19 protein-coding genes and 1 riboswitch are annotated in these 19,845 nt (G+C 45.2%); of the genes, 11 read left to right on the top strand and 8 right to left on the bottom strand.

Annotated elements, in window-relative coordinates:
* Positions 1–129: 129 nt before the first annotated feature.
* On the bottom strand, positions 130–1,143 hold the full coding sequence (gene metX / locus ACSFXN_RS02220) for a homoserine O-acetyltransferase MetX (RefSeq protein WP_437148575.1): 1,014 nt from the start codon (positions 1,141–1,143) through the stop codon (positions 130–132).
* Between the two features lie 12 nt (positions 1,144–1,155).
* The gene (locus ACSFXN_RS02225) at positions 1,156–2,445 is read right to left on the bottom strand and encodes an O-acetylhomoserine aminocarboxypropyltransferase/cysteine synthase family protein (RefSeq protein WP_437148576.1); all 1,290 of its coding nucleotides are present in this window, start codon (positions 2,443–2,445) and stop codon (positions 1,156–1,158) included.
* 103 nt (positions 2,446–2,548) lie between these two features.
* Positions 2,549–2,664: riboswitch (SAM riboswitch) on the bottom strand.
* 131 nt (positions 2,665–2,795) lie between these two features.
* On the opposite strand from ACSFXN_RS02225, the gene ACSFXN_RS02230 reads away from it, so the two are divergent.
* Positions 2,796–3,437 carry a glycerol-3-phosphate acyltransferase gene (locus ACSFXN_RS02230; RefSeq protein WP_437148577.1) on the top strand — a complete coding sequence of 214 codons (642 nt, stop codon included), beginning with the start codon at positions 2,796–2,798 and terminating at the stop codon, positions 3,435–3,437.
* Between the two features lie 240 nt (positions 3,438–3,677).
* Complete coding sequence (gene pepT / locus ACSFXN_RS02235) at positions 3,678–4,901, top strand: peptidase T (protein ID WP_437148578.1); 1,224 nt, start codon at positions 3,678–3,680, stop codon at positions 4,899–4,901.
* Positions 4,902–5,406: 505 nt separating this feature from the next.
* Here pepT and ACSFXN_RS02240 read toward each other — a convergent pair.
* Positions 5,407–6,426, bottom strand: a complete 1,020-nt coding sequence (locus tag ACSFXN_RS02240; protein ID WP_437148579.1) for an STAS domain-containing protein — start codon at positions 6,424–6,426, stop codon at positions 5,407–5,409.
* 181 nt (positions 6,427–6,607) lie between these two features.
* On the opposite strand from ACSFXN_RS02240, the gene ACSFXN_RS02245 reads away from it, so the two are divergent.
* From ACSFXN_RS02245 to ACSFXN_RS02255, 3 genes are all read left to right on the top strand, one after another.
* Positions 6,608–6,838, top strand: coding sequence for a hypothetical protein (locus ACSFXN_RS02245; RefSeq protein ID WP_437148580.1), 231 nt, complete (start codon positions 6,608–6,610; stop codon positions 6,836–6,838).
* A 97-nt stretch (positions 6,839–6,935) separates the two neighbouring features.
* Entirely contained in the window at positions 6,936–7,829 is an 894-nt protein-coding gene (locus tag ACSFXN_RS02250; protein ID WP_437148581.1) for an EamA family transporter, read from the top strand.
* A gap of 421 nt (positions 7,830–8,250) precedes the next feature.
* Positions 8,251–8,673: a pyridoxamine 5'-phosphate oxidase family protein gene (locus ACSFXN_RS02255; protein WP_437148582.1), complete on the top strand. Its 423-nt coding sequence runs from the start codon at positions 8,251–8,253 to the stop codon at positions 8,671–8,673.
* A 33-nt stretch (positions 8,674–8,706) separates the two neighbouring features.
* Here the strand turns inward: ACSFXN_RS02255 and ACSFXN_RS02260 are convergent, their stop codons facing one another.
* The gene (locus tag ACSFXN_RS02260; protein ID WP_437148583.1) at positions 8,707–9,141 is read right to left on the bottom strand and encodes an RrF2 family transcriptional regulator; all 435 of its coding nucleotides are present in this window, start codon (positions 9,139–9,141) and stop codon (positions 8,707–8,709) included.
* An 83-nt stretch (positions 9,142–9,224) separates the two neighbouring features.
* Here ACSFXN_RS02260 and hmpA (ACSFXN_RS02265) point away from each other — a divergent pair, with 83 nt between their 5' ends.
* Together hmpA (ACSFXN_RS02265) and hmpA (ACSFXN_RS02270) are read left to right on the top strand one after the other, a co-directional pair.
* A complete protein-coding gene (hmpA, locus tag ACSFXN_RS02265) occupies positions 9,225–10,445 on the top strand; it encodes an NO-inducible flavohemoprotein (RefSeq protein ID WP_437148584.1) in 1,221 nt (406 codons plus the stop codon).
* Positions 10,446–10,606: 161 nt separating this feature from the next.
* Complete coding sequence (gene hmpA / locus ACSFXN_RS02270; RefSeq protein WP_437148585.1) at positions 10,607–11,788, top strand: NO-inducible flavohemoprotein; 1,182 nt, start codon at positions 10,607–10,609, stop codon at positions 11,786–11,788.
* Positions 11,789–11,925: 137 nt separating this feature from the next.
* On the opposite strand, the gene ACSFXN_RS02275 is transcribed toward hmpA (ACSFXN_RS02270), so the two are convergent.
* On the bottom strand, positions 11,926–13,887 hold the full coding sequence (locus ACSFXN_RS02275) for an iron ABC transporter permease (RefSeq protein ID WP_437148586.1): 1,962 nt from the start codon (positions 13,885–13,887) through the stop codon (positions 11,926–11,928).
* Positions 13,887–14,864: an ABC transporter substrate-binding protein gene (locus ACSFXN_RS02280; RefSeq protein WP_437148587.1), complete on the bottom strand. Its 978-nt coding sequence runs from the start codon at positions 14,862–14,864 to the stop codon at positions 13,887–13,889. The genes ACSFXN_RS02275 and ACSFXN_RS02280 overlap by 1 nt, the downstream gene beginning before the upstream one ends.
* A gap of 193 nt (positions 14,865–15,057) precedes the next feature.
* On the opposite strand from ACSFXN_RS02280, the gene ACSFXN_RS02285 reads away from it, so the two are divergent.
* Both ACSFXN_RS02285 and ACSFXN_RS02290 read left to right on the top strand, forming a co-directional pair.
* A complete protein-coding gene (locus ACSFXN_RS02285; RefSeq protein ID WP_437148588.1) occupies positions 15,058–15,885 on the top strand; it encodes an ABC transporter ATP-binding protein in 828 nt (275 codons plus the stop codon).
* Between the two features lies 1 nt (position 15,886).
* Positions 15,887–16,531: a hypothetical protein gene (locus ACSFXN_RS02290; protein ID WP_437148589.1), complete on the top strand. Its 645-nt coding sequence runs from the start codon at positions 15,887–15,889 to the stop codon at positions 16,529–16,531.
* Positions 16,532–16,788: 257 nt separating this feature from the next.
* Here ACSFXN_RS02290 and ACSFXN_RS02295 read toward each other — a convergent pair whose 3' ends face one another.
* Positions 16,789–17,160: a VOC family protein gene (locus tag ACSFXN_RS02295; protein WP_437148590.1), complete on the bottom strand. Its 372-nt coding sequence runs from the start codon at positions 17,158–17,160 to the stop codon at positions 16,789–16,791.
* Between the two features lie 144 nt (positions 17,161–17,304).
* Between ACSFXN_RS02295 and ACSFXN_RS02300 the strand changes: the two genes are divergently transcribed.
* Positions 17,305–17,985, top strand: a complete 681-nt coding sequence (locus ACSFXN_RS02300; protein ID WP_437148591.1) for a hypothetical protein — start codon at positions 17,305–17,307, stop codon at positions 17,983–17,985.
* 40 nt (positions 17,986–18,025) lie between these two features.
* Here ACSFXN_RS02300 and ACSFXN_RS02305 read toward each other — a convergent pair whose 3' ends face one another.
* A complete protein-coding gene (locus tag ACSFXN_RS02305; protein ID WP_300990261.1) occupies positions 18,026–18,865 on the bottom strand; it encodes a VLRF1 family aeRF1-type release factor in 840 nt (279 codons plus the stop codon).
* Between the two features lie 161 nt (positions 18,866–19,026).
* Between ACSFXN_RS02305 and ACSFXN_RS02310 the strand changes: the two genes are divergently transcribed.
* Positions 19,027–19,338 carry a DUF3243 domain-containing protein gene (locus ACSFXN_RS02310; RefSeq protein WP_300990262.1) on the top strand — a complete coding sequence of 104 codons (312 nt, stop codon included), beginning with the start codon at positions 19,027–19,029 and terminating at the stop codon, positions 19,336–19,338.
* Positions 19,339–19,845: the final 507 nt, after the last annotated feature.

A 19,845-nucleotide genomic window follows, 5' to 3' on the forward strand; every position in this document is an offset into this window, starting at 1 on the left:
ATCGGTTCTTTTTATTCATTTTTGATTATTTTCAAAATTTAAAATCTTGATTTCAATATTGTTTAAATAGAGAGAATTACATAGGTCTGAAGGCTTTCCAATTTCATGAGAAAATAAAAAAACTCATGCTTATCGCATGAGTTGGGGAACTACTAAATTATTCAATTTCTTTCGGATATGGCCACTCCATTTCTCAAATTCAACAAGGAAGCCATCATGCCCGAAATTCGTTTCAATGATTTCCCAGGATGCATTCGGCAAGCCTTGAAGCCAAGGAATCAATTGCTCGCTTGGGTACAGCAAATCTTTTGTAAATGACAAGGAAAAGATTTCTACTTCTATTCTTTCTTTAGATACATCATGGGTATTCATCGCTTTCAGTAAGGTCAAGTAGCTATTGGCATCAAAACGCCTGGCCAATTTTTTCCCTTGATAATCGAGATAGGACTCCACTTCAAAACGGCTGTCATTGGAACAGCGGCGGAACCGCTGATCGAATAGATTGCCGCTCCGGTAAGTGACCATGGCGGCCATGCGCGCCAATTCAAAGCCTTTCAGCTCGGAGGAATCCGTATAATTTCCATCTTTAAAGAGCGCATCATTTTCTATTGCCTGAATGCCAATCCAATTGAAAGCCACACCATAATCACTGTAAGCAGGGGTCACAGCAAGCGGAAGAATGGCATCAACAAAATCCGGGTACAAATGCCCCCATTCAAGTGCTTTCATCCCTCCCAGCGATCCTCCTAGGACCGCGGTCAAATGAGAGATACCCAATTCCTTTAACGCCGCATGCTCCGCCCGGACCATATCGCGGATTGTAAGATTTGGAAACGAAGCCCGGTATGGCTGACCCGTTTCCGGATTGAGGGACAATGGACCGGTTGATCCATTGCAGCCACCCAACACATTAAATGTAATGACTTGAAAAACGTTTGTATCCACGGCTTTCCCTGGTCCGATCAATCCTGACCACCAGCCCGGATTTTCAGCATTGCCGACTGCAAATTGATCGCCTGTTAAAGCATGGCAGACGAGAATCACAGGAGCATCTTTTTTGCCGCACCGTTCGTAGGCAAGTTCTACGTTATGCAAGACTTCCGTCGACTCCAGGGGAAGTGTTCCTATGGATACTGTCGTCATTTCCGTTCCCTCCTATACGTTCTCGAGTACCGCTGCCTGAATTGCTTGTTCAAGGTCGGCGATTAAGTCTTCTGGATTTTCCAACCCTATCGATAAACGGATCAATTCTTCCGTAACACCTGATGATTCCAGTTCTTCTTTCTTCAATTGCTGATGCGTTGTCGAAGCCGGGTGAATAATCAGCGATTTCGCATCTCCAACATTTGCCACATGAGACCATAACACAACGCTGTCAATCACTTTGCGCCCTGCTTCCCGTCCGCCTTTGACACCAAAATTGACAATTGAACCGTATCCGTCTTTTAAGTACTTTTGTGCCAATTGATGAGATGGGTGGTCTTCAAATCCAATGTAATTGACCCATTCGACTTGAGGATGAGCTTTTAAGTATTCCGCTACAATACGGGCATTGCTGTTGTGGCGTGGAATGCGCAAGTGCAAGGTTTCCAATCCCTGTAAAAAGGCATGGGCACTTTCGGCGCTGAGTGATGGACCGAAATCACGCAACAATTGAACGCGCAGTTTCGTCGCGAAAGACGCACCTTCCACATCGATGCCGTAGCGGATTCCATGGTAGCTTTCATCCGGTTGTGTATAGCTCGGGAACTTTGGATTATTCCAGTTGAATTTACCGCCATCTACAACAACCCCTCCGATAGTTGTTCCGTGTCCGCCAATCCATTTTGTTGCAGAATGGATAACGACGTCAGCACCAAACTCAATTGGATTGCTGCCATATGGCGATGCGAATGTGTTATCGATCAATAAAGGAATCTGATTTTCGTGGGCAATTGCGGCCACTGCTTCTACATCCAGAACATTCAAACTTGGATTTCCAATAATTTCTCCAAAAATCGCTTTTGTCTTATCAGTAATGGCTTCACGGAAGTTTTCAGGATTTGTACCGTCAACAAATTTGACGTTGATGCCATACCGCGGCAATGTGTTGGCGAAGAGACTGTATGTACCTCCGTATAAATTGGCGTCCGCAACAATTTCATCGCCCGCTTCTGCTACGTTCAAAACAGAAAATGCAATAGCTGCCATTCCTGAAGCCAAGGCTACAGCAGCTGTTCCGCCTTCAAGAAGCGCCACGCGCTGTTCGAAAACATCAACCGTCGGGTTCATAATGCGTGAATAAATATTTCCTGTTTCTTTTAAACCGAATAGATTTTGGGCGTGCTCCGTATTTTTAAACACATAAGAAGTCGTTTTATGGATGGCTACACCTCTTGCTCCAGTAACTGGATCCGGTTGTTGTCCTCCGTGCAATAAAAGCGTTTCTGGTTTAAAGTTTGTCATTTTGTTTTCCTCCTAAGGTTTTTTTGATGGAAACCATGGTTGAGGAGGAACAGAAAAAAGCCCCCTTCAATTAAGAAGAGGGCCGTGATATACGGATTGCCTCCTCTCATCTGCCAGATCCCGTCTTGCCGGATCTGTAGGACTTAGCACCTTTCCAAGCATTGCTTGTTGGTTGCCGGGCATCATAGGGCCTATTCCCTCCGCCTCTCTTGATAAGAGTATTCAGATTTAGTTTTCCATCATGTTGAGTAGTATAGAATAAAACAGAGAAATTTGTCAAGCGCATTTTTTCAAAAGATTTTGAAACCTATGACTTATTGAATACGTTTACTGTATAGAGGTGAACAATAATGATTCTATGGATTGCACTTGCACTCTTTTCAGGTTATTTTATCGGTTGTCTTCATGGTTCTGTTATTGCCCAGCTGCTGTCCGGCGTAAACGTCAAAAATAAAGGCGTCAAAAATTCAGGGGCTTCAAACGCAGCTATTGTTCTCGGCTGGAAATACGGGGCGCTTGTTGCTGTTCTTGATATTTTTAAAGGAGCAGCTGTTGTTATGGGATTCCGCTTTTTGCTAAGCGGCGCTTCTCTGCCGGATGAAATGGTTTGGATGCTGCTATTTCTCGCAGCGGCCGCTGTCGTTTTCGGCCATAACTTCCCGTTCTATATGAACTTTGATGGCGGAAAAGGAACAGCTTCAGTTATCGGCGCCATGCTGGCCCTTGATTGGAAGCTTGGCCTTGCCGGCGGTCTGCTGCTGGTGCTGGCAGCACTGGCTACCGGCTATTTAGTGGTCGGGGTTCTCGTATTATATGGCATGTTTTTTGCCATTGCCTTTTGGCCGGCCGAAGGCATATGGCCTTTAGTCACCGCCTTCGCTTTGTTTGCTATGGCAGTCTGGAAGCATCTCGAGAACATCACGCGCATTAAAAACGGAACAGAAAACAAAGTTTCTTCTGTTTTCCGGAAAAAACCTGCCGGCTCTGCTTAAGAAGCCGGCATAGGCAGCGGATCCGCTGTCTTTTTTATTGTCTAGAATCGTATTTTTTGTCTTGCTGGTCGTATTTTTATCTTTGCTGGTCGTATTTCGTCTGCTACTGTTCGTATTTTATCCGTTGCTGGTCGTATTTCATTTTTCCTCCGAGCCGAATGCGCAGCATTTGGGCGTATTGCCAAAATTCCCTATTTTCATGCTAAAATAAAGTGATTACATACTTAGGGGGAACTGTATATGTTTGAAAAGCTGATTGAGCGCCTTGTCCGCTATGCAAAAATTGATACACAATCGGATGCTGAGAGCACTGAAACACCTTCTACGCCGGGGCAATGGGATTTGTTGCATGAACTCGAAAACGAAATGAAGGAAATCGGTTTGGAAGATGTCAGCATGGACGAGTTCGGTTATTTGTTCGGCACCTTGCCTGCCAACACAGAAAAAGAAATTCCCGTTGTCGGCTTTCTGGCGCATGTCGACACCGCTACGGATTTCACAGGAAAAAACGTCAATCCGCAGCGCATCGACAATTACGATGGCAGCGACATTCAATTGAGTTCTTCCGTTACTATGGCAGTCGCCGACTTTCCTGACTTGAAGAATTATGTTGGCCATACTTTGATTACTACTGACGGCACCACTTTGCTTGGTGCCGACAATAAAGCGGGTGTTGCCGAAATTATGACCGCCATGGAATACTTGGTTCAACATCCTGAAATTAAGCATGGAAAAATCCGTGTAGCTTTTACACCAGACGAAGAAATTGGCCTCGGACCACATAAGTTTGATGTAGAGCGTTTCGCAGCTGACTTTGCTTATACAATGGACGGCGGGCCTCTTGGCGAACTGCAGTATGAAAGCTTTAACGCAGCTGCTGCCAAACTGACGGTCCAAGGGAAAAGCGTTCATCCCGGTTCAGCCAAAGATAAAATGATCAATGCCCAAACGGTCGCTATCCGCTTCCAGGAAGAAATGCCGAAAAATGAGGTACCTGAATTGACCGAAGGCTACGAAGGGTTTATCCACTTGAACAGTTTTAATGGAAATGTTGATCAAGCGGTTCTCTCCTATATCATTCGCGATTTTGACAAAGAGGCTTTCGAAGCGAAAAAGAGCCATATGAAAAACGTGGCCGCTAAGCTGCAAGAGCAGTATGGCAATGAAGCCATTAAACTTGAGATTGAAGATCAATATTACAATATGCGTGAGAAAATTGAACCAGCAATGGAAATTGTCGATGCAGCCGAAACAGCTATGAAGACACTTGAGATTGAACCGAACATCGTGCCTGTCAGAGGTGGTACAGACGGTTCCCAATTATCTTATATGGGCTTGCCGACACCTAATATTTTTACTGGCGGTGAAAACTATCATGGCCAGTACGAGTTCATCTCTGTGCAGAACATGGAAAAAGCTACACAAGTCATTATAGAAATCGCGAAATCGATGGAACAAAAATAAGCGCCCGCGGGCGCTTATTTTTTCAGGCTGTCGAGAAACTCTCGGCAGTCTTTTCTCATTTCGCTCCAGGCGGGACGCTTTCCGCGGACATGGCTTCAGCCGCTTCCCTCGCTTTGCTCAGTCCAGGGTCTTCAGCTCATGTTATTTCCGCTGGAGTCGCCCACCTTCCGCTGCATTCAGCTCTCTTTCACCACTTTTAGAGACTCTCTAAAAGTGTGATGGTTTTGGAAAGCTTTCTAATGTTTGTTCCTGCTCTTCAGATATGGAGCCAACCGGCGGAGACGCCTGCGGGATAGCGAGACAGCCAAGACCCTGCAACGCCCTTTCATGTTTCGAAGCTAGCGCAGCGATGCAGAAACAGGAGCGCATGCGACGAAGCGGCTTGGCGCTCGCCCGCGGCAAGCGCAGCTGGTTGACGGAATATCGGTTAAGGGCTGATACCTAATACGAATTTCAACTTTCTCAACAAGCTTCAACGCTTAAGAGACGCTGTCACTTTTCATATTTAGATGATGCTGCGGCCATTTTGCGCAAGCGCATAGTGGATGCCGTGCTGCAAAGTTTGGAAGCAGTTGAATTTTGATAAATTGATGCCCGACTCGGTAATGACCATGCTCATTTGCGGGGAAATGCCCACCAAGACCGTATAAGTTCCGATCAGAGATGCCGTGGACCCTAATTTCTCAATTAAACTCGCGGCGTGCTGTGTGAAATTATCGTTCAATCCTGTTAAGTCCAACAGCAAATATTTTGCTTTATAAGTCGGTAAATTTTGCAGGGTTTTTACCAATAATTCTTCTGCACGCGCTTCATCATAAGTTCCGAGAAGCGGCACAACGACGATATCTTCGAGCACTGGAATAATCGGCGAAGAGATTTCCTGAATTAATGCATTCAGTTCTGCCGTTTTTTTCTCGACCAGTTTTTCAAGCTGATTGATCTGCTCTGCTTCTTTCAAGCGAGCCAGCCGATGAATATTTTCTTCAACGTTTTTTTCTGAAGGAAAATATTCAATAATCGTTTCAGGGTAGCCTTCAATTTGATGGTGAATGACATGATACCAAACATTGCGCCCGAAAAGCGACGTGAAGATTCCAGCGTAATGGGCTGCCAGGTAACTGCCTCCCTGCTTTTTCCCTTGAGCTACATTGATTTTATGTTCCCAGCTATTTCTCAAATTGACTTGGAGCGTGCTTTCCGATTCATTCATTTTCTGAATCTCGGCTTTTCCCCATCCTGCAGAAGCATATGTATTTGTTATTAAGTTTGCCGCTTCTGAGATACTGACATTTTTCATGCTCGTGAAATAGTCGCCCACTATCAAACCTTGGCGGAACCCGGTGGACTCCATCACTACGTTTGCTGCGTCTTCTCCTGATATTTCTTCTATTGAATCAAAAAATGTTTTCATCGCACTGGCCGTCCAAAACAGCACAGCATCCTGGCCTTCGAATAAGAATCTGCCTTCATCCAAATCCCATGCAAATTCTAGTCCGCCTACATTTATTGATGGTTTAGTTTCCATATTGCAACTCCTCCCACTATTGAAATTTATTTTACCATAATCCTCTTTTTTCACTTAATAATCTGCAGTCTTATGTAATCACTCTTTCTATGATACAAGATTGTGGTTACATCTTCAGGTTTGAGATTCGATAATTAAAGGAATACAAAAATAACCATACAAAAAGAAAGAGGTGCTCCTTGTGTCAGACAAAAAACCTTTTAACGAAGAAAATCGCGAAACAAGAGATAGTCGCCCCATGGACAATCCGGAACAGATTAAAACAGACAAAGAAACAATGCATGAAATGTTTAAAGAAGAACAGACTGTCGATGCAATTCCATTGGAAGATTTGAAGCAAAATATGGAAGATGAAGAAAATAAACGTTCTACCAAAGACAACTCGGCAAGCGAAGAAATCTATCCTGATTAATCAGCAGAATAAACCTACTTTTCTGAAGAACAGCATGGCTGCCGCCAAGCTGTTTTTTTTATGTTATGATTCATGTTGGAACAGGAGTGACCTAAATATGAAAAATATGATTTACCCGTTTATGGTAGTAGTAGCAGCCAGTTGTTATGGCATTCTTTCCACTATTATCAAAGTAGCAATGGAAAACGGTTTTACAGCCGCAGAAGCGGTAACCAGCCAATACTTTGTCGGATTTGCCTTAGCAGCTCTTTTGCTTTTAATTACAAAACGGAGAATTCCCCGCTTGCACGGTTGGAAAGTTTTAGTAATGTCCGGTTCATTTACCGCTGCCACCGGTATGGTTTACGGACAGTCTTTGGTATACTTGCCAGCGTCACTGGCAGTCGTATTGCTGTTTCAATTTACTTGGATCGGCATGTTTTTGGATTGCATCGTACACCGCAGATGGCTGAAACGAACTGAAGCCATCTCACTTGTTTTATTATTCGGCGGGACTATATTGGCTGCAGGAGTGATTGATGCAGACCTCAGCAGCATTCCTTGGCAAGGATGGGCTTGGGGAATCGGAGCGGCTTTCTGTTTTTCTGCTTTTATGTTTGTCAACGGCATAAAAGTCGAAGGCATGGATACTACTACCCGCTTGTTTTATGTCTCTTTTGTCGCTGCCATTGTTGTCGCCTTTTTCCAAACACCTGAAGTGGTGTGGAATGGCAAACTCTTTGATGAAGGCCTCTGGGTATACGGCCTGTTGCTTGGATTCTTCGGTATCGTCATGCCGATTTGCTTCTTCTCGATCGCTGTACCGCATGTTGGATCCGGTCTGGCTTCAATTTTAAGTGCCATGGAATTGCCGGTTGCTGTTTTTGCCTCGGTCCTTGTCTTAAATGAAACATTGACGGTTCTTCAAATTGTCGGCATCTTTGTTATTCTGTTCGGCATGGTGCTGCCAAGTATATTCAGCCGCAACCCTAAAATTATAGAACCCGTTTAAAGGTCCGCCTCTTTGGTGGGCCTTTTTTTCATTCTTTTTTAGTAGCCGTAAAAGTCCGATTGGTTCAACTAACAATCCGTGGGGTGAACCCCCACGGATTGAAGTTTCACTTTATCCCGCTTTAACGCCCAGTATGGCTCCCGCTTTTCAAGCGGAAACCGACTGGCCTTAAAAGTCCGATTGGTTCAACTAACAATCCGTGGGGTGAACCCCCACGGATTGAAGTTTCACTTTATCCCGCTTTAACGCCCAGTATGGCTCCCGCTTTTCAAGCGGAAACCGACTGGCCTTAAAAGTCCGATTGGTTCAACTAACAATCCGTGGGGTGAACCCCCACGGATTGAAGTTTCACTTTATGTTTAGCTTGGGTTTAAACAGGAATATATAAAGGGAGCAGTTAACTATCAAAGGAGTGAAGAGGATGAATCAGGAAGAATTGAAGCAAAACGCTTTGAAGATTTTAGAAGAAAGCCATGTAGGCATTTTATCGACGGTGCAAGGCAATAAGCCGCATTCCCGCTACATGACGTTTTTCCATGACGAATTCACTTTATACACAGCGTCACACAAACAAACGCAAAAAGTTGATGAATTGGAAGCTAATCCAAATGCACATATCCTATTAGGCTATGAGGGCCAAGGCGTAGGCGATGCCTTCCTGGAAATCGAAGGAACAATCGGCGTACATGATGATCAAAGCATCATTGATAAAGTTTGGAACGAACATTTAGAAGGCTGGTTCACAGGACCGGATGATCCCGATTTGGTCATTTTAGCTATCCAGCCAACCCGTGCTCGACTTATCAATAAAAAAGGCCAAGAGCCGCAAACACTTCAATTGTAAAACAAAAAACGGCTCATTTACTTGAGCCGTTTTTTATGTTTGCAATATTGCCTGAAGTCCTTCTTTATTGAACAACAAGTCTTCTAAAGTATATTCATCAAGAACCGCGAGATAAGCATGCAATGCTTTTCCCAGCACACCGCGGAGTCCGCAGACAGGTGCAATCGGACAGCGGTTATGCTCCATGTCGAAACATTCAACTAAATGGAAATCATCTTCCATACGCCGGACTACAGTACCAATATTAATGTTCTGGGGGATATCTGCCAGGCGTATGCCGCCTCCCCGTCCTCTGACGGTATGGATAAAGCCGGCCTTGCCCAGCTCAAATGTTACTTTCATCAAATGGTTTTTCGATATGTTATAAGCGTCTGAAATTTCCTGGATGGTCGAAAGCTTGTTTTCTTCTTTCGAAGCCAAGTATATCAATACACGCAATGAGTAGTCGGTGTACATTGTCAGTCTCATTATTTCACCTTCCCTGCAATTTCATTATACTGGTGAACCGATTTTTGGAAAAGCAATTGAGACCGAAGCTTTGGATTAATGGCATGCAAAATGAAAGGAGCAGTTGCATTATGCTATCAAATGAAGCAAAAATGATTGTCAAATCGACCGCACCGGTTTTGGAAGAACATGGCGTGGCGATTACCACCAGATTCTACAAACGGCTTTTCGAAGAGCATCCAGAATTGCTGAATATCTTCAACCATGCCAACCAGGCACAGGGCCGGCAGCAGACTGCTTTAGCGAAAACGGTTTATGCAGCGGCAGTGCATATTGATGATTTGGAAGAAATTATGCCAGCCGTTATCCAGATTGCCCATAAACACGTGAGTTTAGGCGTGAAGCCGGAACATTATCCGATTGTCGGCGCTCATTTACTGATTGCCATGAAGGAAGTGCTTGGAGATGCAGCAACAAACGAAATTATTCAAGCTTGGTCGGATGCTTATGGCGTCATAGCAGACGCTTTTATCAGCGTTGAGAAAAGCATGTATCAACATACTGCAGAGCAGGAAAATGGCTGGAACTACTTTAAGGATTTTATCGTCGACCGCAAAGTAAAAGAAAGCGAAATTATCACTTCGTTCTATTTAAAGCCGGCTGATGGTTCACACGTGCCCACTTATATTCCAGGCCAGTATATTTCAGTACGGGTTTCCATACCAGGTGAAGAATATATGATGATCCGCCAGTACAGTTTGTCCCAGGCATCCAAGCCGGATGAGTTTCGGATTTCCGTTAAACGTGAAGCAGACAATGATCCCAACGGCATTGTGTCCATTTTTCTTCATAAGCAAATTAAAGAAGGCGACCGGCTTGAAGTTAGTGCACCTGCAGGAGTATTCGTGCTGGATGCCGCCAAAACTACTCCCGTCGCCTTTATTAGTGGAGGTGTCGGCATTACTCCAATGATGAGTATGTTTGAAACAGTGGCAACTTCTACACCTGAACGTCCGACCGTTTTCTTGCACGGGGCCCGCAATCGCTACCAGCATGCCTTTGAAGAAGACATCCGCCATTTTGCAGAACGCATGGAAAATGCCTCTTACAAGACCGTTTATTCGGATGAGGAAAATGGCTTTATCACCCGGGAAATGCTTGAAGAATTTGTCGACCCTTCCGGTGATGCTTATGTATGCGGCCCGGTTCCTTTTATGGTCAGCATGATCCGCGAGCTGCGCAATATTGGAATGCAAGATGAGCAGATCCATTATGAATTCTTTGGTCCAGCAATGGATTTAGAAGAACGCACCATCCAGCAATAACACCTACTTTCTTCCTAAGGCCCTCGATGCAATCGTGGGCCTTTTGCAGCTGTTCTGTGAATGCAATTTGTGTCTAAATTTTAAAGATGTATTTTAAATATATCTTTAAAATGTTTTCTGGAATATAGTTGATTTATAGAAAACAAAAGGAGAGATTGACTATGTTATCAGAACAAACAAGATCAATTATTAAATCCACAGTACCGGTTTTAGCAGAACATGGAACAGCGATTACTACTGTATTTTATAAAAACTTATTCGAAGCGCATCCTGAACTTTTAAATATTTTTAATCATGCCAACCTGAAAAAAGGACGCCAGCAAGCAGCACTGGCCAATACCGTTTATGCGGCAGCAGTCCACATTGACAACCTGGAAGCCATTCTTCCGGCAGTGGTGCAGATTGCCAACAAACACGTGAGTCTCGGCGTTAAACCTGAGCATTATCCGATTGTCGGAGAATACCTATTGAAAGCCATCAAAGAAGTGCTGGGTGATGCTGCAACAGATGACATCATCAGCGCATGGGCAGAGGCTTATGGCGTGATCGCAGATGCTTTCATCGGTGTTGAAGATGAAATGTATGCGAAAGCCGAAAGTCAGGAAAATGGCTGGAAATTCTTCAAAGATTTCGTGATAGCCCGTAAAGTAAAAGAAAGTGATAACATCACTTCGTTTTATCTAAAACCGGCGGACGGATCAAACGTTCCAACTTACCAGCCTGGCCAATACATTTCAGTGCGCCTGGCAATTCCAGGTGAAAAATACTTATTCAACCGCCAATACAGCTTATCCCAAGCCGCACAATCAGATGAATTCCGTATTTCCGTTAAACGGGAAGCGGACAACGACCCGAACGGCCGCGTCTCTGTTTACCTTCATGAAGAAGTTAATGTCGGCGACAAGATCGAAGTCAGCGCTCCGGCAGGCGAATTCGTTCTGGATGCCAATAAAAAATCTCCGATTGCCTTCGTCAGTGGCGGCGGCGGCATCACGCCAATGATGAGCATGTTTGAAACAGTTGCAACGCTTACTCCAGATCGCCCGACTGCTTTCCTGCATGCGGCCCGTAATGAATCATTGCACGCTTTCGATCAGGACATTCAAAAATATACAGCTAGCATGGAAAATGCAGCTTATAAAACATTGTATTCCGACCAGCCGAACGGCTATATTACTCGGGATGTATTAAAAGAAATGATCGATGTGACCGGCGACGTTTACGTCTGTGGTCCTGTGCCTTTCATGGAACAGATGATCCAGGAATTGCGTGCCCTTGGCATGACTGAAGAACAAATCCACTTTGAATTCTTCGGCCCTGCTGTCGCATTGCAAACCGTATAAGAAATTAAAAAGCTGTCCGCTTTTAGTAGCGGACAGCTTTTTTGCATGAGTGATCATAGAACTTACCTGAACGCTCTTAGAAATTTTATATGCTCCAAAAGAAAGGACCTGCCGCATTGGCAGGTCCTTTCTTTCATCTATTTCATTTTCCGCAATAAATACAGTAGATACGGCGTTCCGATCAATGCGACAATCAAGCCGCTTGGAATGTCTTTTGGGGCAATCAGGATGCGGCCGATAAAATCAGCTGTAACGAGCAGCAAGCCGCCGATCAAACCGGATGACAGCATCAGCGGCAAATGGCGGAAACCGACAAGCCGGCGCGCTATATGCGGAGCCACCAATCCGATAAAGCCGATGGTGCCGACAATCGATACGGCTGCCGTTGATATGGCTACGCCGATAACCAGCGCCCACACGCGCGTTGACCGGATATCCAAGCCAAGGCCTGCCGCAACGTCATCTCCGAATGTCAGGGTATCCAAACTGCGGGTAATGTAAATCGCGGGCCAAATAAATAGCGCAAACAGCAGCAAGGCAAATTGCACATCGTCCCAGCCTTTGGCGTATGTGCTGCCTGATAGCCAGACAAGTGCACTTGCTACAGCCAGTTTCGCTTTGACAACGAACACTTGAGTCGCGGCTGAACCGAAAGCGGAAATGGCAATTCCCATTAAAGCGACCAGCATCGGCTGGAAGTTATTTTTCCAAGCCGTGACCAGGATAGTGCCAAGTGCCAAAGCAGCGCCAAGTGTAGCGCCGAGCGGCAGATAGGCTGCCGGTATGGCTGGGAAAATGACAAGCAGCAGCATCGCCCCTGCCCCAGCCATTGAAGTGACTCCGAGAACACTGGCATCTGCTAAAGGATTTCGAAGCACTCCCTGCAAAATCACCCCCGTTATAGCCAACATGACTCCCACGATGAAAGAAGTCAGCACCCGCGGCACCCGGAAGTTCCAGACAACCGGTTCCAGCCAGGCAAAATTCCAGGCAGCTCCGTTAAAGCTGAGAGCCAAAATCATAACAACTGCAATAATGACGATTAAAATAGGGGTTAATACACTTAAACGGATCGGTTTTGTCGTCCCGCCCACTTGACGGTCTCCGCGCTTCAGTGATTTTGCCGTCTTCCAGGCCAGGTACAAAAGCCAAGGGCCTCCGACAAGCGCGGTCATGGCTCCAACAGGCACTTCCTGCCCCGGCTGGATCAAGCGCCCGAGTACATCCGCTCCGATCAGCATAACGCTGCCCCATAAGAACGAATGGATGAAAACTTGCAGATGGCCGCGTATGCCCATCATGCGGACGATATGCGGAGCCATCAACCCGATAAAACCAATCGGTCCGACCACGCTGACAACAGCTGCGGATAGAACAATCGCTACTCCCCAAGCAATGAGTTTTACTGCTTGGACATTCTGGCCAAGCGAAGAAGCAATATCTTCGCCCAGCGATAATATATCCATCGGCTTCGCCAGCAGCAACGCGCCGATAAACAGCATCAGCACCACGGGAGCAGCAAACTGGACCCCTTCCCAGTTCAACTGGACCAGCGTCCCTGAACCCCACAAGAATAAGCCGTTTGTTTCATTTTCGAACAGCAGCTGCAATGCGCCGGTCAAAGAAGAAAACAATAGCGAGATGATCATTCCTGTTAAAGCCACACGCACCGGCTCCATAGCTTTGCCGGCCAGCCCTACTACCAATACGGATGACAGAACGGCCCCAAGCAAGGCGGTGATAAACGGGAAATCCCCCAAAGCGCCTGGAAAGAAAATAGTCGAAATCACAACAAAGAAAAAGGCTCCGGCATTGATTCCAAGCGTTCCCGGTGAAGCAAGCGGATTATTCGTCAATGTCTGCAGGACAGCACCCGACACTGCAAGCGCTCCACCGGCAATCATGCCGATTACTAAGCGAGGCAAACGCAGAGACGTGACGATATCCTGGATGCGCCCTTCCGTCCAGACGCCAGTCAAAAGTTCTGAAATTGTGTAATCCGCCTGCCCTTGTGTCAAGTGGATAACCGACAGCGCAAGAAGCAGGAAAAAGCCCCCTGTCAGCGAGACAAAGGACTTCTGTTTTAATTTTCCGGGCATTATTTATTCACCATCACAGTTGTAATTTGGTCCATCAACGTTTTAGCACTTAACGGTCCGCCGTATAACCAGGTATCCGCACCCAAGTCATATGTGCGGTCTTCTTTTACGAACGCCAAGTTTTCCCAGACCGGGTTGCCTTTCAGCTGGTTTTCGTAAATATTGTCTTCATCAGGAACCGTATATAAGTAATTGGCATTTTCATACTTGACCAATCCCTCTACATTGAATGTGCTCGATCCGAATACTTCAAACTGATCCGGCTGATGGACATTGTTCAAACCGATGCGCTCCAATATGATTGAAGCCATTGAATTGGGCGTAAATACCCGGATTTCCGGAGCTTGCGGGCCAGTATAAGCCAGCGTTAAAATAACGTCTTTCGTTTTCAAGTTTGCCGCTTCGATAGCCGACGCGCTTTCCTTATATTCTTTTTCCAGATCAGCCAGAACTTGTTCCGCTTCGGCTGTTTTATCCACCGCTTTTGCGATTTCCTTAAATGTTGTTTCCATTTCCTGATACAAATCAATGCTTTCATCTTCCGGATATGGATTAAAGATGACTGTTGGCGCAATGGTCTCCAATTCCGCAAGCATGGCATCATGGCGGAAACTTACCCCTATAATCAGATCCGGTTCGATTGCTGCGATTGCTTCCAGATTCGGTTCTTGACGGCCACCGACGTCCACGACCGTTTCATCCAATTGCGGTTCAATATTGACGTAATTGCCATAATCCGCAATATCCGCCATCCCAGCTGGCTGGACACCTACAGCCAATAAATCTTCCGCGTATGTCCATTCCAGTACGACTACTTTTTTAGCAGGCGCATCCAGCGTCACTTCTCCGTTCGTCCCTGTGATTGTAACAGGATTGCCAGCCGTTTCTTTTTCAGTTGCTGCATCTTCCTCAGCCGAAGAACAAGCTGCCAGAACCAGCAGGATCGCCGTTAATAATAACATCCATTTTCGTTTCATATATGTAAGCCTCCTAGCCATTTGATAATGATTCTCAATAAATTCAATTCTAGTTCTTGTTCGCTATATTGTAAAGGATTTTTGGAAAATAAATTGAAAACCGTTCTCATTTATCATGAAATTATGATATAGTAGCGGTAATGAGAAATTGTATCAGTTGGACTTATGGAAAAAGATGCGGAGGAATTACACAATGGCGACGGCTGTCCAAACAAACGACTTGTCAATTGGGTATAACGATCACTTATTATTTGAAAATCTGAACTTATCCATTCCGCGCGGCGAAATTTCGGTGTTTGTCGGCAGCAACGGCTGCGGCAAATCAACGCTGCTTCGCTCTATTGCGCGTTTACTTAAACCTCAAGAAGGTTCTATATTATTAGAAGGAAAAGAAGTCCATCGCATGTCTTCACGTGAAGTGGCAAAGAAAATGGGCATCCTGCCCCAGTCTCCGGTTTCTCCGGAAGGCTTGACTGTCCATGACCTCGTAAAACAAGGGCGTTATCCGCACCAGTCTTGGCTCAAGCGCTGGACCGCAGAAGATACTGAGAAAGTGGAAGCAGCCATGAAAGCGACACGTGTCGATGAATTCCGCGACAAGCCTGTCGATGAATTGTCAGGCGGACAGCGGCAGCGGGCATGGATTGCCATGACACTCGCCCAGGACACGGACATCATTCTTTTGGATGAACCGACGACTTACCTGGATATGACGCATCAAATTGAAATACTGGATTTATTATTCGAATTGAATGAAGTGCAAGGCCGCACCATCATCATGGTGCTGCATGATTTAAATCTAGCATCTCGATATGCCCATAACATCATTGCCATTAAAGATGGCGCTGTTTTTGGCCAAGGAACGCCTGAAAAAGTCATCAATTGTGATCTTGTTCGCGCTGTTTTTGGAATGGAATGCCAAGTTTCCAAAGATCCGCTATTCGGGACGCCGCATTGCGTGCCATTCGGCAGAGGACGCTGTATTGTTCCAGAAATCCGGGAATCACTAAGTGGTTCTTAAGATGAAGGAATTGGAGCTTTTCCAAGTGAAAGTCCACAAACAAACACGTGGTTTCATGACATTGCAAGAAAGCATTGGTCATCGCTTTTCTGAACTGATTACCGGCATTCAATTACAAACCGGAGCACCTTCTGAAGCAGTAGCAACGTCTATCTTCATGCGGCGCTTCGGTTTTTTTATAACAGCTCAATTGTACTTATTAGCGCATGGCAAAATGTGGGACGGTCCGCTTGAAGCGGCCCAATTGGTAAAAACCGAAAGCGGCATTGCATTCGAGCTGGATGAGCGCTTTGTCCGAGATCGCAGTGAAGGCGATTTGGAAAAGGTTTTGAAGGTTTACGCGTTCCCCGTCGTTGAAGCGGTCCGGAAAGCCGGGCATGTCTCCAAGCTGATTCTTTGGGAAAATATCTGGGGATATGCCATCTGGATGTATGGCATGCTGGAATCGGAACAAGCTGAACGGGACGTGCAGGTTTTGTTGGATGCTGATATTTGGCAACCGGAGATGCGCAAATCGTTTTTTCATCAATTTTTGGGCGGACGCAGTTATAGCGAGGCAAAAGCTGATTATAAACGCATCACATGCTGTTTGTATAAAGAGTTGCCCGACACTGGCAAATGCCCTTATTGCCCCGTAAAAAAATAAACGCTCCGCAGCTGCGGGGCGTTTTTGTGCAGTTTTAAATAGCTGAACCACTATTCACCATATAAGTTGAACTAATTATTTTAGCTGTATATATTTCGCAAAACAGTTTTGCATGCCGCCAGCGCAGCTGTTTTGCTCCATATCGAAGGAAAAAGACAGGTGGTCTTCCTAGCTCCTTGCGGAAGCCATGTCCAAAGCGACCGAAGCGGTGTAGCAAAGGATTATTCTTTAGTTCAAATTAAATAACCATTTATACTTTAAAGACTGCTTTTCAAAAATTCCAGCCGGTTGCCAAATGGATCGGAAATGAAAAAGCGTTGGACTCCTGGAATGCTGTCGTCATTTTTCACTTCAATCCCTTCAGCAGCCAAGTGTTGCTGCAGCTCTTCAAACCCCTTCACTTTAAAAGCTGGATGCGCTTTTTTAGCTGGCGAAAAAGGTTCTTCTACCCCGACATGAAGCTGATATGCTCCAAATTCAAACCAGGCCCCACCTCTTCCTTTCAAGGAATCCGGCTTTTCCACTTCTTTCATCCCGAGTACCCCAGCATAAAAATTGAAAGCCTCTTTTTCTTTGCCTTTGGGTGCCGCAACTTGTACATGGTCAATTTTTCCGATTGTGAATTTCATCTCATCACCCCTTCTTGCTTTCAGCTTAGCTAATTTATAAAGTAAAGAAAAGATGATTGTTTTTATGTATTTCCATAAGTTTTTCTTATCACTTTCCAAATGTTCCTTTTTCCCGTAGCATGAAAAATAAAGGAGTCGTCGCATATGGAGTTTCCTGCTCAGCTTAAATATACATTAGCATCACAATCCATCGCAGTAGACCGCCCTCCTGCACACCCCCTCTCTCCCGATTTTAAAGAATGGATCAACGAAATCAAACAATGGAGCGGCACCCGAAATAACGGTGTGGCAGTTTCTTATTTTTTCCGCCAATATGCACTGTTCATTTCAGCACAATTTGATTTGCTCACTAATTATAATGGCTATTTTGCTTGTTCGTGGAAAGACCTTCAATTCAGCCGCATTCACAATTATGGATTTAATTTGCTTCAAACCCATGTTGACTCACACTTCTTTACCTCTGTTCCCGGGGAAAACCGGTTTGAAGCGATGCATTTTATACTATGCCGCCAAGTAGCTGACTTAATTGATGAGTTCCGAAAACATGTAAAGATTTCTCCTATTATATTATGGGAAAATGTCCTTGGCTCAGTCCTTTGGTTTTATGCCACTTTGCAACAACATGCACCGAGGAGAGCTGCTGAAGATATCGAATGGCTGCTTGAACCGGCCAACTGGGAGCCGATCAAAGCCTCTTATCTATACAAATTAATGGGAACGGCCTCACTTGAACAGGCGGTTTCCGGCCCTCTTCGAAAGACATGCTGCTTGTACAAAGAATTGCCTGCTTTTGCTACTTGCACCTTCTGTCCACAACCGCATTAATCTCAATGAAAAAGCCTCAGCTTCTGCTGAGGCTTTTTCGTTATTTCTCAAACACTTCATGTATAATCTGGCTCGGACTGGCATTCGTCAAGTTTTTATAAATGCAGCTCGCCGGTTTCTTCTGCAATCCCTTTGCAAAAGATTTTGCTTGTTCAGTTTCTCCAACGATATGCACTTCATCCCAGTGGCGTTCTTTTTTCAACTGTTCAATTTTGCTTCCTAAGTCTTTATAGAAGCGTTCGAGGTTCTCTTTCATCCGCCAGTTGAAATCATCTGCTGCACTGCCAGAGTTCCCTCCAACATGGCTTGCTTGGCCAAATCCGCCAGTGTTGCTGCCTGCAGTATGCGAGGCGGAATGGACACCTTGCTGTTCATTCCAGACATCTAAGCCTGAGTCAAATTCATAAAACACTTCTTCATTGACCATTCCCATCGAAGTATCCAGAATGCGAACTCCTTTGAAGCTTGGCAAAATAATTCCAGCGTATGGATAAGCTTTATACATATATCTCAATTCGTCCAATACAGGTGCGTTTTCCCAGTGGAAACTTGTCTTTACAGCAACTTGCACATAATGGACAAACCAAAGATCGTCTTTAGGAGAGGCAAAAATAACGACACCCTTATGGAGGTCGTCTTGGTGGTCCATAATTTCTCTTTCAACTTTTTTCTTTAAGGTTTGGTAGGATTTCAGCTCTTTCTCATTCTGAGAAGCCGTCAAGTATTCCTCGATGCGCTTCAAACCGTTTTTCAGATGAATTCTCCAAGCCCCGCTTTGGGCGTTCAAGTCAGCCGGATTGGTATTTAAATACACACTCAAAACACAGCGTTCTTCGCAGCTAAAAGCCTTAAGTTTCTGAATTTCATCGTATAATGTCATACATCCATCATCCTCCTTAAAATCCATACTACTTAATTCAATACCCTAAGTCGTTTACATTAAACAGGGAACTATTTACTTTTTTAATAATTCTGACGTTTAAAAAAAGGTACACGAGGTAAACAGATAGTGCAATGAAAATTAAAGGAGTGTGAAGAAACGTGGAGAATATCGATAAAAAAGTAGACGAAAAACTAAAAACATTTGATCAAGAAAAGAAAGAAGACATTTTAGCCAATTTTGAAAACTTCAAACAATACTTAGGCGGCAAAGTCGAGCTTGGTGAGAAAATGGGATTGAGCGAAGAGCGTCTTGCTCAAATCACTGAAAAGGTAGCGAACTACTTGGCCAAAAATGAAGATCCAAAAAATCGAGAAGAATATGTACTGCAACAATTATGGAGTGTCGGTGAAAAAGAAGAACGCCATATGCTTGCCCATATGCTTCTGCGCTTAGTTAAAAAAGATTCGTAAAATGCCAAAGGCCTTCCCTCAATGGGAAGGCCTTTTTCAAGCTGTCGAGAAACTCTTGATAGCCTTTTCTCATTTCGCTCCAGGCAGGACGCTTTCCGCGGACATGGCTTCAGCCGCTTCCTTCGCTTTGCTCAGTCCAGGGTCTTCAGCTCATGTTATTTCCGCTGGAGTCGCCCACCTTCCGCTGCATTCAACTCTCTTTTGTTACCTTTAGTGATTCTCTGGAATAGGGAGATGATTCGGAAAGCTCTCGAATGTTTGTACCTGCTCTCCAGATATGGAGCCAAACAGCGGAGAAAACATACTGCTCCTGCGCAAGCTCGTCGCAAAGACTTAGCCTCGCAGGCGTCGGCTAATGTCTTGCCTGCGGGGCAGCGTAAGCGACGAGACAGCCGAGACCCTGCAACGCTCTTTCATGTTTCGAAGCTAGCGCAGCGATGCAGAAACAGGAGCGTAAGCGACGAAGCGTCTTGGCGCTCGCCCGCGGCTGAAAACCTGTGCTCCTGC

This window comes from Planococcus sp. 1R117A (assembly GCF_051417975.1).
GTDB lineage: Bacteria > Bacillota > Bacilli > Bacillales_A > Planococcaceae > Planococcus > Planococcus shenhongbingii.